Here is a 13,799-nt window from a genome sequence, read left to right as displayed (position 1 = left end):
CGGGGAAATCAATGCAGCAAATGGCAGGGCCGTTGCGAAGAAAATTCCGCCGCCCCCCTCACACCCGGCCACGTTCATCCTATATTGCTCTGAATGAACTATATTCTTGCCATCCTGCTGCCGCCCCTGTCGATCCTGCTGACAGGACGACCCTTTCTTGCCATTGTGGTGTTCCTGATCTGGATCCCCGCGCTGATCTTTTCCGGTGGGCTGACCCATCCGATGTTCATCCTGCTTGCGTGGTTTTTGATCTTTCACGCCCGCGAGGATCGTCGCCAGCACAGGGACTTGTCTTGACCCACCAGACACCCTAGGACAGCGCCAGCTTGCAAAAGGACGCTGACATGGGTTTCAAGATGGGCATTGTGGGCCTTCCGAACGTCGGAAAATCCACGCTTTTCAACGCATTGACCAAGACGGCTGCCGCGCAGGCCGCCAACTTTCCCTTTTGCACCATCGAACCCAATGTGGGCGAGGTGGCGGTGCCGGATGCGCGTCTGGACAAGCTGGCCGCCATTGCCGCATCTAAATCCATTATCCCGACTCGCATGACCTTTGTGGACATCGCAGGACTGGTCAAAGGGGCGTCAAAAGGCGAGGGGCTGGGCAACCAGTTTCTGGCCAACATCCGCGAAGTCGATGCAATCGCCCACGTGCTACGCTGTTTTGAGGATGGCGACGTGACACATGTCGAGGGCCGTGTGGACCCGGTTGCCGATGCGGAAACCATCGAAACAGAATTGATGCTGGCCGATATCGAATCCATCGAGAAGCGGCTGCAAAACATCGTGCGCAAAGTGCGTGGTGGCGACAAAGAGGCAGTACAGCAAGAGCGCCTGTTGCGCGCGGCCCTGGTTGCCCTCGAAGATGGCCGCCCCGCCCGTCTGGTCGATGTGGACGACGAGGACCGGCGCGCGTGGAATATGCTTCAGCTTTTGACAACCAAGCCTGTTTTATATGTGTGCAATGTCGGTGAGGCCGAAGCGGCCGACGGCAATGCCCATTCGCAGGCCGTGGCCGAGATGGCGGCAGCGCAGGGCAATGCCCATGTGGTGATTTCGGCCCAGATCGAGGAAGAGATCAGCCAGCTGGAACCGGATGAGGCGCAGATGTTCCTCGAAGAAATGGGCTTGTCGGAGGCAGGGCTCGACCGGCTGATCCGCGCAGGCTACGCGCTGTTGCACCTTGAGACATACTTTACCGTCGGTCCGAAAGAGGCGCGCGCCTGGACCATCAAGTCTGGCACCACTGCGCCCAAAGCCGCAGGCGTGATCCATGGCGATTTCGAAAAAGGGTTCATTCGCGCCGAAACCATCGCCTATGACGACTTTGTCGCGCTGGGCGGCGAACAGGCGTCAAAGGATGCAGGCAAGATGCGCGCGGAGGGCAAGGGATATACGGTCAAGGACGGGGATGTGTTGCATTTCCTGTTCAACACCTAAAGGACCGTTCGCCGCGCCACTTTCGGACAGACCGGAACGTGACCCTCGGGTCAGGTATTCACTACTCTGAACCCAAAGGCGCACCTGCTAGGGTCGGACCATACTTTATCGCATTGGTCCGATCATGTTCGACAACCCTTACATCGCCCTGATTTTCCTTGGTCTTTTCTTTCGATCCGCAGGCTTCATGGTGCGCGACGAATTGCTTTTGCGCGTTCTGATGATCATCGGGACGTTTTGCGACATCGCCTTTTACATTCTGCAAAGCCCGTCCATCTGGGGGTCGGTGATGACCAACACTGTGCTTGTCGTCATCAACTTGTCGCTGATCCTGATCATCACGCTTGAGCGGTCCAACCTGTTCATGTCCAACAAGGATCGGCGGGTGTTCGAACAGTTCAAGACACTGTCGCCGGGCCAGTTTCGCTGGGTCAATCGCTGCGCGCGCTGGCGCATCGCGAACGAACAGAGCATTTTGCTGCACGAGGGTGCGCATTCAGATCGCCTGTTTTTCATCAACGCGCCGCACTACACCGTTGAAAAGCAGGGCAAGGTCTATACCGCCAAAGGGCCTGCATTCGTTGGTGAGATCATGCTGTTGCAGGGGGGCGTGGCCAGCGCGACAGTGCGTGTGCCAAAGGGCGCGATCTACGCCGAATGGTGTACCTCAAAACTGTGCGAGGCGATGCGAAAGAACCGGTCACTGGGCAATGCACTGGTGGCGCGGTTTGGCCACGATCTGGCAGACAAGGTGCGCTATTCGGTGCCTTTGCCGCAACCGCCCGCACCGGCCGCGAATAGAGTGGTGCGTGATCCATCGCAGAACAGTGCACTGCTGCGTATTGCGACCTGATCGCGCGTTGGAATTTCACGAGCGCTGTTTCTTTTTTGCAGGCGCGGCATTGCCGTCCGTTTTGCCCTTGTTTCCCGTGCGCGTGCAGGTGTACACCGATCAGCGGAGACGTGGCCGAGTGGTCGAAGGCGCTCCCCTGCTAAGGGAGTAGGCGAGGAATCGTCTCGAGGGTTCGAATCCCTTCGTCTCCGCCATAACCCCGACAAATTCGCCCGCATTTTGAACCCGTCGTGGGCGCTGGCAAGGCATCGGACCCCTTCTGCGAATTAGTTACCAGACAGAAAACTATGCGCCATAAACCGTGCGCGGTTGAAAGGGTTGTTCGCACGACTTGCTGCAATTTGCGGCGCTAGTTCGTCACGGCGCTCAAATGTCCGTGGAACAAAAAAACTGAACGCGCGGCTGTGCTCAACGCCACTCCGCAACGCGTTCTCACACCTCTGCGGACAAACGAAATACGGCAACATCCTCTGCCAAACCATCAATCGAATGCTGCCCTGCAGCTTCCAGCATCTCAGGGATACCGCACGTCTTTTGCGTCTGCTGATCGACAAGTACGGACACGCAAAGGTCCTTGCATCGGCTTTCCAGTCGCGCGGCGAGGTTTACCGCGTCCCCGTAGACGGTGAAGGATTGGCGTTCGGATGAACCGATGGTGCCCGTCACCAGATCGCCGCTGGCAATTCCGACCCGAACGGAAAAGTTGTGGCGCCGCGCGGTGCGAAGGAGTGCTTGGGCCGTCAGGATCGCTGCGCGGCCCGGGTCCTCGACGGCGATGGGCGCATTGAACGTGACCAGAAATCCGTCACCCAGGTAGGACATCACGATCCCACCCAGCGCTGACACGTCATCTGTTGCGTCCGCAAGAAAAGCGTCGAGCGTGCCGATCACATGTTCGGGTGGATGCGCGGCGGAAAACTCAGTGAACCCGGCGATGTCCATAACCAAGGCGGTGCCGGGCGTGCGTTGCGGGCGCATTGGTCCATCATTGGAAATCAGCTTTTTCGCGATTTCGGCAGGTACATATTTGCCGAACAGCGCGCTTACTTTTTCGCGGGCGGTGCGTTCGCGGTGCCATTCGATGTCCGAGGCGACTTGTGCAAAAAATACCCCCCGTGCCCGGTAGACGGCGACAGCAAGGGCAAGGGCAGCGAACATCAGCATGGCCGTTTCCTCGATCCTGTTGCCCCGCCCGATAAAGTCGATGGACAGGAAAACGCGTTCGTAATCGCCCCGCGTGGCATCGGGTGGTATGTCGGCCCAGGACAGCGTTTCCTCCATCCCAGAAATCACCCACAGGAAGGCGCCCCACCAGCCGATGATGCACATCGCGCCCGTCCAGATCACCAGCCGCCACGACAGGCTGAGGCAGCAAATCGCAACCATCGGGAACAGGTAGTAGATGCCGTATGCGCGAAAGGCGATGATCTGTGGTACATCATCCGCGCGGCTGATCGGGATCAGAACGAACAAGGCGCAGATCGACAGCGTATCGAGCGTATAGACGGCGTATTTCATCCACCAGCGGTCAAACCGTGTTCCGATCACCGCAAGGTGCGCAACACCGACGCCCGTGAAAATGAGCAGGACCACGATGGCTGCAAGGCGCGGTTCGAATTCGGAGAAGAGGAACGGCGCACCGACATACCATGCAAAAGCAAGCCCCGTGACGACGGTGCGGCAGGCGATGGCAAGGCGCAGCCCCTTCTGCTCGGCGCGGATCAGGCGGGCGGTCGATTCTGCGGCAAATTGATCGGTGTCGGTTGGGGTCATTGGGTTTCTCTTTGGCGGCGCAAGCGGGTTGCAGGTCAGTGACGTGTGGCGATGCGCGGCCTTGGCAACCCTCTGGCGTTCAACACACCCAAGCTCATCACAAAGCCGGTGGCAATGATCAGCGCACCCAGTATTTCTGCCGTGGATGGAATCGTGCCGAACGCAATGTACGCAAGGCCAAGGGCCACGACTGGCGTGAAGACTGGCAACTGTGCTGCCACTTGTGCAGGCAGTGTGCGCACCGCGCCGATCAGCGCGACAACGCTGATCAGGCCGCCGACGATCCCCTGCATCACGATCTGCAAAGCCAGAGTGGACTGGGACGCCGCGCCCATGGCCTCGATTGCATATGGCCCAAGCAGGGGCAGGGCGATGAGGGCTGACCCGCTGGCCACGGCCAACGTCCCTTCGATCATTCGAGATCCGCCACCGGCGCAGCAGCACCGTATATCCACCCCACATGCTGCCTGCCAGAATGAACAGGACGGCACCCTGCGCCCACGTCGCACCGAGGCCACGCATGTCCAGGCCGACCAGCGTTGCAAGGCCTGCGAACATCACCGCAGCACCTGCGAGGCGGTTGGTTGACACGCGTTCCTGCAACAGCACGTGGCCCAGAAAGCTGCCCGTGACGAACACCGCCACTGGGGCGAACAGCAATCCGTGTGACAGGGGGGCGTGCACGTAGCCGCTGACTGCGACCAGGCCAAACAATGGCCCGCCCAGCAGGATCAGGGCCATCAGGCGGAGGATCGGGATGCCGACGGTCTTTCCCCGCACATGCAGAACAAGCAACGCGGGTACCACGAGCAGCCCCGGCACAGCAAAGCGCAAAAAGGCGAGTGCATGCGGCGATAACCCCGCATCGATCCCGTGTTTGGCGGCGACATTATAGCCTGACCAGCACAAGACTGTCAGAAGACCAAGAACCGGACCGGTGTGCTGTTTCATCATCATGACGCGTCTCCATTGCAGATCGGTACAAGAATGCGCTTTGTGAGTGATACCTACCAATGCTAAATAGAGTAAAGAATGATAGCGCTGAGGTATGAGTGATGGAGCTGCGCCACCTGCGATATTTTGTGGCCGTTGCGGATCATGGGGGCATCACCCACGCGGCGGAGCGGCTAAACATCGCCCAGCCCGCAGTGTCGCGTCAGATCCGTGATCTTGAGGCGGAACTGGGTGTCGAGCTGCTTGTGCGCGAGGGGCGGCGCGTCATCCTGAGCGATGCCGGTCGCGCCTTTGCAGATCGTGCGCGTGCGGTTCTGGCGGCATCGCACGCGGCTGTGGACGAGGCACGGCGGATAGACAGGGGCGAGGCCGGGCACCTTCGCATCGGGCTGTTGGAAAGCGCGTCATGGTCCGGTCACCTGCCGCAGGCCCTCAGCCGGTTTGCCCGTGCCTATCCGGATGTGCGCCTTGACGTTGTGCCCATGGGATCGGTCGAACAGATCAACGCGGTTCTGGCCGAAGATCTGGACGCGGCCTTTGTCTACCGTCAGGAAAACCTGGTCGCGGATGCGCTGTCGATCCTGCCGTTGCGCATGGACAATGTGGTGCTTGCGGCCTCTGCCGATCTCGACTTTGAAAAGGATGGACCACTGGATCTCGACGATATTGACGGTCTGCCTATCGTCGCCTTCCCGCGCGTGGTCGCGCCCGCCTATCACGACGCGTTGGGCCGCGCGCTGACGGCCATCGGGTTTGACCCCGTGATCGTGCAGGAGGCTGAAAATGAAACGACCATGCTAAGCCTTGTCTCGGCGGGTGTCGGCTGTGCCTTTGTCAACTCGGCCAACATGCACCGACCACCGCAGAACGTGCGGTTCCACGCAGTAAAGGGGCTGTCGGTGCCCATCGAATTTCTGTTTGTCACACGCAAGTCTGCCGGGGGGCTGACGCAAAGGCTTTGGCAGATTGTTGAAGGGATAAATGCCAAAAAGGCATGAATACTATAGCTTCATAGAATTTTTCATTATGTGATTCATACCCCAGATTAGTCCCATCACACCAACCGCGATGGAGACCGATCAATGAAACGCTCACACACTGCCACGGTATCAACAGGCATCACCGCCACGTCTGTATATGCAGATGCCGCGCCGCTCTGTGCTGCGACATTGCGCAAGTTGCACCGCGGCTGATCGCGCATTCCGGAAAATGACCCTCAACCACTGACATTCAGGAGACATCCAATGACTGATCCAATCAACCCAACCCGCCGTTCCATTCTGACTGCAGGGGCCGCGGCCCTCGCGCTGGGTGGCCTTTCCGCCACGCGCACTGCCGCTCAGGCGACCAACGCTGTATCGGCGCCGCAGGGGCGGCGCATGCTGGGCGCGCTTGAGGTGTCCGCCATCGGCCTCGGAGTTCAGAACCATAGCCGGACTTTCCACACAACCATCCCGAACCGTGCCGAGATGCACAAAATCGTCCGCACGGCGGTTGATCAGGGTGTCACATTTATCGACACAGCCGAAGTATATGGCCCGCATGAATCCGAGCGTATCCTTGGTGAAGCCACCGGCACCATCCGGGACCAGATCCAGATCGCGACCAAGTTCGGCTTTAACGTGGACCTTGAAACCGGGGAATGGGCGCCGGGCCTGATCAGCGATCCATCCCACATCAAACGCGCAGTCGAAGGGTCGCTGCAACGCCTGCGGACCGACCGGATCGACCTTTTGTACCAGCACCGCGTCGATCCGACTGTTCCGATCGAGGATGTGGCTGGGGCCGTGCGTGACCTCATGGATGAAGGAAAAGTGCTGCACTGGGGCCTGTCGGAAATGGGGCCCAACACCCTGCGCCGCGCGCACGCCGAATTGCCGGTCGCTGCTGTTCAGAACGAGTATTCGATGTTGTGGCGCGGCCCTGAAAATGGCTTGCTGGCACTGTGCGCCGAACTGGGTATCGGGTTCGTTCCGTTCAGCCCGCTGGGCTATGGGTTCCTGACCGGCGCGATTGACATGGGCACCAGCTTTGCCCCCGGTGATTTCCGCGCAAATACATCCCGTATGGATCCTGAGCACCGCGAGGCGAACCTCGCGCTGGTTGAGCTGGTGAAGGCATGGGCCACCCGCAAAAACGCGGCACCCGGGCAGATCGCGCTGGCGTGGTTGATGGCGCAGGGCCCGTCGATTGTGCCGATCCCCGGAACGACACAGATGCCTCATCTGCTGGAAAACAACGCAGCGCGCGACGTCAGCTTTTCACAGGCTGAGCTGGCTGAACTGAATGCCCAGGTCGCCGCCATCGACGTGCAGGGTGCGCGGATGCCGCCCATGGTCGCGGAATGGTCTGATGTGGAGGCTCCGGCACAGGGCTGACCATCTGCCCGTCGGATGCAAGGGGATGTCACTGCCGCCTGGCGGTGGCATCCTTTGTCCGTTCCAGACTGGGATGGCAGCAGACCTGTTGATCCGGCTGACATGATGTCAACTCTACTTTGACCCCCTTCATCAATTCTGTTTATGGATCGTCTGCAAATACGATCTGTGCCATGAATGGCCCATGACATTCGATCAGATACGTACGTTTCTTTGGGTGGCGCGGCTTGGTGGGTTTCGCAGGGCTGCTGACCGGCTCTTTCTATCTCAACCCGCAGTGTCGACGCGCATCTCCAATCTTGAGCAGGAATTGCGCGTGCATTTGTTTGAACGCGGCCCCGGCGATCTGGTGTTGACCAAACACGGCACTTTGCTTTTGGCCTATGCCGAGCAGATGCTGTTCGTCGAAGAAGAGATCAAGCAGCGCGTTGCCAACCCGTCCGAGGCCGAGGGCTTGTTTCGGGTTGGGGCCTCGGAAACCATCGCACAGGCGTGGTTGCCGGAATTTCTTGAGGCCTTCAGCGCTCAATATCCGCGCGTGAATGTCGACCTGACTGTCGATATTTCGCTGAACCTGCGTGCCGCGTTGCTGGAACGCAGGTTGGACATGGCCTTGCTGATGGGGCCGGTGTCCGAATTCACGGTCGAGAATCTGGACCTGCCGCCCTTTGATCTGCACTGGTACCGATCCACCACGAACTCGGAAACGGACTTGGGCCGGATACCGGTGATTTCCTATTCCAGCCAGACGCGCCCCTATCGCGAGTTGATGGCCGAACTGTCCCGGCGCGTCGGGCCGGGATTGCGTGTCTATGCGTCGGCCTCGCTCTCGGCGAGCCTCAAGATGATTGCGGCGGGCATTGCGGTTGGCCCCTATCCGCGCGCGCTCGCCAATGACTATCTCGAAGCCGGGCGGATCGTTGAATTCGATCCCGGATTCCGGCCCAACCCGCTTGCTTTTACGGCCTCATACCTGTCAGAGCCGCGCAGTTTCCTTGTCGAGAACAGTGCAGAGATGGCGCGGGACGTGGCAGTGAAATGGGACCGGATTCATCCAAGCTGAATTCAAGATTTCTATCACTATCGATCTAAAATGATAATTTGCGTGAAACTGCCCCTACGTGAGATTGTTCTGCAATAGAACGGGGGCTGTCACATGACCATCACACGGGTTTCGCACGCGGACCTCGTCGCCGAAAGTGCCGTGCAGGTGCGTTCCGCGATCCGCAGTGGGCGTTATGACGGCCATACGGCGGGCTTGGCCGCGGGAAAGCTGCAATGCAACCTCGCCATCCTGCCCGAGCGTTATGCCCTCGACTTTCTGCGATTTTGCCAGCGCAATCCCAAACCCTGCCCCTTGGTCGGGGTGGGCGACAGCGGTGATCCGACATTGCCGACATTGGGCCATGACATCGACATTCGCACGGACGTGCCGCGATACCGTGTCTTTCGGGACGGGCGATTGACGGACGAGGTCACCGACATATCGGGCGACTGGGCGGATGACCTTGTGACAGTCGCGCTGGGCTGTTCTTTCACCTTTGAAAACGCACTGGTGCGCAATGGCGTGCCTGTGCGCCATCTCGAAACAGGTAAAAACGTCCCGATGTATCGCTCAAACATCGCACTCGCGCCTGCGGGGATTTTCAGCGGTGATATGGTCGTGACGATGCGGCCCATCCCTGCACATCTGGTTGATCAGGCCAAGGAAATCAGCCGACGTTATCCGCAAGCCCACGGCGCACCGATTGCGGTGGGTGATCCTGCCCAGATCGGGATTGCAGACCTCGCAAGCCCCGACTGGGGCGACGCGGTCGAGATCAGGTCGGGCGAAGTCCCCGTCTATTGGGCCTGCGGCGTGACCCCGCAAAACGTCCTGCTGCAAGCCGCTTTGCCGATCTGCATCACGCACGCGCCCGGTCACATGCTGATCGCCGATGTCGCGGAAGACGCCGAGACAACAATTCTGACCAACACAAGAACCAACAAGGAGACGACCTCATGAAAAAGACCCTTTCACTGCTGATCGCAAGCACCGCCCTTGCCGCACCTGCTCTGGCCGAAGACATTTCGGTTGTTGGCAGTTGGTCCAGCCTGCCATTGCACAACCAGTACGAAGCGCCGTTCTGGAGCGAGACATTGCCCGCCGCGTCCGGGGGCAGCATCAATGTCGAACTGACAACGCACAACCAGATGAGCCTTGGCCTCGGCGACATCTATCCGCTGCTGGGGCAGGGCGTTTACGACGTGGCGATGACCGTGGCGGATTATGCCGTGGCCGACGCGCCTGAACTTGAGGGGCTCGATGTCCCGCTGCTCGCCTTGACGGCTGATGAGGCGCGCGCGATGGTCGATGCGGCCCGCCCAATGGTGGCCGACATCTATCGCGACCGGTTCAATTCGCACGTTCTGGCCATCGCGCCGTACCCGCCGCAGGTTGTCTTCTGCAACCACGAGATTGCGCAGCTGTCCGACCTCGAAGGGCTGAAGGTACGTGCCTCCGGTCGGATGACCGCCAAACTGCTTGAAGCCTTGGGGGCCGAAGGCGTGAACGTGTCCTTTGCCGAAGTCCCTGGTGCCTTGCAAAACGGCGTCGTTGACTGTGCCGTCACCGGTGCCGGGTCGGGCTACAGCGCGGGCTGGTGGGAAGTGTCGACGCATTTGCTGCCGATCCCGTTGGGTGGCTGGGATTCGGTCGTGACGGCGATGAATCTGGACAAATGGAACAGCCTCAGCGCGGACAATCAGGCCCTGATCACTGCCGAAATTGCGAGCGGTTTTGAAACGCCTGCGTGGGACAGTGCGCAAAACGCATTGGTCAACGATATCGCCTGCCTCACCGGCAACGGCGACTGCCCATCGGGTGATGCGCGCAGCATGACCCTTGTCGATGTGAGCGATGCGGACTTCGACCGTGCCCGCGAGATCCTGACCAGCGAAGTGCTGCCCGAATGGGCCGAGCGCGCTGGTGGAGACTGGGCGCAGCGTTGGAATGACAGTGTGGGTGCCGTTGTTGGCGTGACCATCAACTGAACGCAACCGATAGGGGACGTGTTGATATGGAACTTGTGATGATAAAACGCCTGCGGGCCCTGAACCGGGGTGTCGCGCTGTGCGTCGGCTTTGGCTTGCTCGGCTGTGCGGCCTTTGTGCTGACCGATATCATCATGCGCCAGATCGGCACGTCCCTTGGCGGAACAGAAGAGATCGCGGGATACGCCATGGCGCTCGCGACCTCTTGGGGGATGTCCTTTACACTGCTGGAACTGGGCCATGTGCGCATCGATCTGCTGCGCACCCGGTTTCAGAGTTTCGGCAAGGCACTGTTTGACGTGTTTTCGATGATCGTGATGACGGGCGTCGTCATCACTATCGCAATCAAGGCTTGGCCGGTGGTTGAACGCTCTTTGACCAACGGATCGCGCGCCAACACACCGCTGGAAACGCCGCTGGCACTGGTGCAACTGCCATGGTTCGCCGGCTGGGTCTGGTTCGCCGTCATGTCCACACTCACCACCGTTGCTGCGCTCAGCCTGCTGGTGAAACGCAGATACAGCGATACCGAAACCATCGCCGGTGCCTTTGCCGAGCAGGAGATGCTGCAATGATCGGTTTCATCTCTGTCGGCTTGCTGGGGTTGCTGGCGCTGTCCATTCCCGTTGGCATCGTGCTTTTCCTTTTGGGGTTTGGCGTTGATACATGGTTCTCCAGTTTCCCGCTGACCCGCGGTCTGGGGAACATGGTTTGGTCGTCCTCCAATTCCGCCACGCTGATCGCGATCCCATTCTTTGTCCTGCTGGGTGAAATCCTAGTACGCAGCGGCGTCGCCACGCGCACCTACGCCGCCCTTGATCGCTGGGTGTCGTGGTTGCCCGGCGGGTTGGTACACGCCAATGTCGCGACCGCCACCATGTTTTCGGCCACGTCCGGGTCTTCGGTTGCGACCGCGGCGACGGTGGCCACGGTCGCCATGCCGCAGGCTGAAAGACTGGGCTATGACCCCAAGCTGTTTTCCGGCGCAATCGCAGCCGGAGGCACGCTTGGCATTATGATTCCGCCGTCGATCAACCTGATCGTCTACGGCTTCCTCACCCAATCCTCGATCCCTCAACTGTTTCTGGCGGGCCTCATCCCGGGCATCGCACTGGCGCTGGCCTTTATGGCTGTTACAGTCCTGATCTGCGTCATCCGCCCCGATCTGGGCGGCGTGCGGCGCACGTTTCCTTTCCCGCAAATGCTGCGCGCGCTGATTGACCTGATCCCGATCCTGATCCTGTTTGGGCTGATCGTCGGATCCATCTATCTGGGCTGGGCGACACCGACTGAGGCGGCGGCTGTCGGGGTGGCTGGTGCCTTTCTGATCGCGCTGGCCTTTGGCGGCGTGTCCTGGGACATGCTGACGCAAAGCCTGACAGGGACGGTCAAGATCACCTCGATGATCATGCTGATCGTGATCGGTGCGTCGTTCCTCAACTTTACCCTCGCCTCGGCGGGTCTGGGGCGCGAATTGACTGAATTCATGACGGGCTTGGGCCTTACGCCGCTCAAGACCATCCTCGTGGTCGTGGTGCTGTACATCGTGCTTGGGTTTTTTATCGAAACGCTGTCGCTGATGGTTGTGACGATCCCGATCATCGTGCCGCTGGTTGTGGCGCAGGGCTACGATGTGATCTGGTTCGGCATCCTCATGATCGTTTTGATCGAGATGGCGCTGATCACGCCGCCGGTCGGTCTGAACCTTTATGTCGTGCAGGGGGCGCGCAAATCGGGCAGCCTGAACGAGGTCATGCTGGGCGCATTGCCGTATTGTCTAACGATGCTGGCCATGGCCTTCCTGCTGATTGCTTTCCCCGCCATAGCGCTGTTCCTGCCGACGTTCCTGCAATAGGGCAGGGGCGCCGCACCGCGCGGGTACGTGCGCGTTCTTGTATTCTCCAATCGCGGGTGTATCGTTGTCGTGTTGTCACAAAGATGTGCGTACGTCGCATCACACAACATGCACCACTCCGGTGCCTGGGAGGAACTATGAAAAAGACCTTAATCGGCGTTCTCGCCGCATCAACTGCTTTGCTGTCACCCGTGGCCGCATCCGCCGAAACCGAAGTGCAATTCTGGCACGCGTTCACGGGCCGTCTGGGCGATCTGGTCAAGGCGCAAGTTGAGGAATTCAACGCAAGCCAGGACGAATACACCGTCGTCGAAAGCCACAAGGGCAACTATTCCGAGACGTTGAACGCAGGCATCGCCGCGTTCCGTGCAGGTGAACAGCCACACATCCTGATGGTGTTCGAAGTGGGCACCGCGACCATGATGGCCGCCGGCGGCGCGATCAAACCAGTCTACGAAGTGATGGAGCAAAGCGGCGCTTCCTTTGATCCGGATGCCTATATCGGTGCGGTCAAAGGGTACTACACCTCGACCGATGGCCAGATGCTGTCACTGCCTTTCAATTCGTCCACGCCCGTTCTGTGGGTGAACCGTGACGCCATGGAAGCGGCGGGCGTCGATCCCGACACGGACCTGTCCACATGGCAGAAAGTCGGTGAGACGCTGGATGCGCTGAAAGCGGGCGGCGAGGAATGTGGCCTTGTCACCGCATGGCAAAGCTGGATCCACCTCGAAAACTTCTCGGCCTATCATGACGTGCCCTTTGCCAGCCAGGACAATGGCTTTGCCGGTCTGGACACTGAGTTGATGCTCAACGGCCCGGCACAGGTGGCGCATCTGACGGCCATGGGTGAGTGGGCCGCTGATGGCAAGTTCATCTACACCGGTCGGCGCAACGAGGGTGGCGCCAACTTCCGCGCTGGCGAATGCGCGCTCTTCACCGAAAGCTCGGCAGGCTATGCCGGGATCAGCTCGGAAGCCGAGTTTGATTTTGACGTGCGTCCGCTGCCCTATTGGGAAGGGGTCGGCAATGCGCCACAAAACACCATCATCGGTGGTGCGTCGCTGTGGGTTATGTCGGGACATGAGGATGCCGAATACAAAGGCGTGGGCGAGTTCCTGAGCTTCCTGTCGACTTCGGACGTGCAGGCCTCGTGGCACCAGAACACAGGCTATCTGCCCATCACGGCAGAGGCGGGCGTCGCCACGCGCGAGGCGGGTTTCTATGAACAGAACCCCGGCACCGACATCGCGGTGATCCAGATGACGGCCAAGGAACCCACGGCCAATTCCAAGGGTCTGCGCCTTGGCTCGTTCGACCAGATCCGCGGGATCATCGACGAAGAGCTGGAAGCGATCTGGGCTGGTGACAAGTCCGCCCAAGAAGCGATGGACAGCGCCAAGGAACGCGGCGACGCATTGCTGCGCCGGTTCGAAGCGGCCAACCGCTAAATACCTGAGGGCAGGCCTGATACGGGCCTGCCCTTTTCCAATACAAAGGGGGACAATGGC

13 protein-coding genes, 1 tRNA gene and 1 pseudogene are annotated in these 13,799 nt (G+C 59.9%); 12 read left to right on the top strand and 3 right to left on the bottom strand.

Annotated features, from left to right (window positions below; all coding sequences use genetic code 11):
• Positions 1–93: 93 nt before the first annotated feature.
• From ACERZ8_RS20685 to ACERZ8_RS20670, 4 genes are all read left to right on the top strand, one after another.
• Positions 94–297, top strand: coding sequence for a hypothetical protein (locus ACERZ8_RS20685; protein WP_407594080.1), 204 nt, complete (start codon positions 94–96; stop codon positions 295–297).
• Between the two features lie 47 nt (positions 298–344).
• Entirely contained in the window at positions 345–1,442 is a 1,098-nt protein-coding gene (gene ychF / locus ACERZ8_RS20680) for a redox-regulated ATPase YchF (RefSeq protein ID WP_407594078.1), read from the top strand.
• Positions 1,443–1,566: 124 nt separating this feature from the next.
• Entirely contained in the window at positions 1,567–2,295 is a 729-nt protein-coding gene (locus ACERZ8_RS20675) for a cyclic nucleotide-binding domain-containing protein (protein WP_407594077.1), read from the top strand.
• A 104-nt stretch (positions 2,296–2,399) separates the two neighbouring features.
• Positions 2,400–2,489 (top strand) — tRNA-Ser (locus ACERZ8_RS20670).
• Positions 2,490–2,727: 238 nt separating this feature from the next.
• Here ACERZ8_RS20670 and ACERZ8_RS20665 read toward each other — a convergent pair.
• The 3 genes and pseudogenes from ACERZ8_RS20665 to ACERZ8_RS20655 all read right to left on the bottom strand — a co-directional run.
• The gene (locus ACERZ8_RS20665; protein ID WP_407594329.1) at positions 2,728–4,068 is read right to left on the bottom strand and encodes an adenylate/guanylate cyclase domain-containing protein; all 1,341 of its coding nucleotides are present in this window, start codon (positions 4,066–4,068) and stop codon (positions 2,728–2,730) included.
• A gap of 35 nt (positions 4,069–4,103) precedes the next feature.
• On the bottom strand, positions 4,104–4,484 hold the full coding sequence (locus ACERZ8_RS20660; RefSeq protein ID WP_407594339.1) for a hypothetical protein: 381 nt from the start codon (positions 4,482–4,484) through the stop codon (positions 4,104–4,106).
• A gap of 130 nt (positions 4,485–4,614) precedes the next feature.
• A pseudogene (locus ACERZ8_RS20655) lies at positions 4,615–5,019 on the bottom strand (EamA family transporter); the annotation flags it as partial.
• 104 nt (positions 5,020–5,123) lie between these two features.
• Here ACERZ8_RS20655 and ACERZ8_RS20650 point away from each other — a divergent pair.
• From ACERZ8_RS20650 to ugpB, 8 genes are all read left to right on the top strand, one after another.
• On the top strand, positions 5,124–6,020 hold the full coding sequence (locus ACERZ8_RS20650; RefSeq protein WP_407594075.1) for a LysR family transcriptional regulator: 897 nt from the start codon (positions 5,124–5,126) through the stop codon (positions 6,018–6,020).
• A 246-nt stretch (positions 6,021–6,266) separates the two neighbouring features.
• The gene (locus ACERZ8_RS20645; protein WP_407594074.1) at positions 6,267–7,400 is read left to right on the top strand and encodes an aldo/keto reductase; all 1,134 of its coding nucleotides are present in this window, start codon (positions 6,267–6,269) and stop codon (positions 7,398–7,400) included.
• Positions 7,401–7,584: 184 nt separating this feature from the next.
• Positions 7,585–8,463, top strand: a complete 879-nt coding sequence (locus tag ACERZ8_RS20640; protein ID WP_407594073.1) for a LysR family transcriptional regulator — start codon at positions 7,585–7,587, stop codon at positions 8,461–8,463.
• 93 nt (positions 8,464–8,556) lie between these two features.
• A complete protein-coding gene (locus ACERZ8_RS20635; protein WP_407594071.1) occupies positions 8,557–9,405 on the top strand; it encodes a putative hydro-lyase in 849 nt (282 codons plus the stop codon).
• Positions 9,402–10,433, top strand: a complete 1,032-nt coding sequence (locus tag ACERZ8_RS20630; RefSeq protein WP_407594069.1) for a TRAP transporter substrate-binding protein — start codon at positions 9,402–9,404, stop codon at positions 10,431–10,433. The genes ACERZ8_RS20635 and ACERZ8_RS20630 overlap by 4 nt, the downstream gene beginning before the upstream one ends.
• 26 nt (positions 10,434–10,459) lie before the next feature.
• Positions 10,460–11,008, top strand: coding sequence for a TRAP transporter small permease subunit (locus tag ACERZ8_RS20625; RefSeq protein ID WP_407594068.1), 549 nt, complete (start codon positions 10,460–10,462; stop codon positions 11,006–11,008).
• Positions 11,005–12,288: a TRAP transporter large permease gene (locus ACERZ8_RS20620; RefSeq protein WP_407594067.1), complete on the top strand. Its 1,284-nt coding sequence runs from the start codon at positions 11,005–11,007 to the stop codon at positions 12,286–12,288. The genes ACERZ8_RS20625 and ACERZ8_RS20620 overlap by 4 nt, the downstream gene beginning before the upstream one ends.
• 137 nt (positions 12,289–12,425) lie before the next feature.
• The gene (gene ugpB / locus ACERZ8_RS20615; RefSeq protein ID WP_407594066.1) at positions 12,426–13,739 is read left to right on the top strand and encodes a sn-glycerol-3-phosphate ABC transporter substrate-binding protein UgpB; all 1,314 of its coding nucleotides are present in this window, start codon (positions 12,426–12,428) and stop codon (positions 13,737–13,739) included.
• The last annotated feature ends 60 nt before the right edge of the window (positions 13,740–13,799 follow it).

This window comes from Tateyamaria armeniaca, from assembly GCF_045797845.1.
Classification (GTDB): Bacteria; Pseudomonadota; Alphaproteobacteria; order Rhodobacterales; family Rhodobacteraceae; genus Tateyamaria; species Tateyamaria armeniaca.
Note: the sequence above shows the minus strand (reverse complement) of the source record. Positions and strands in the feature narration are given on the sequence as shown.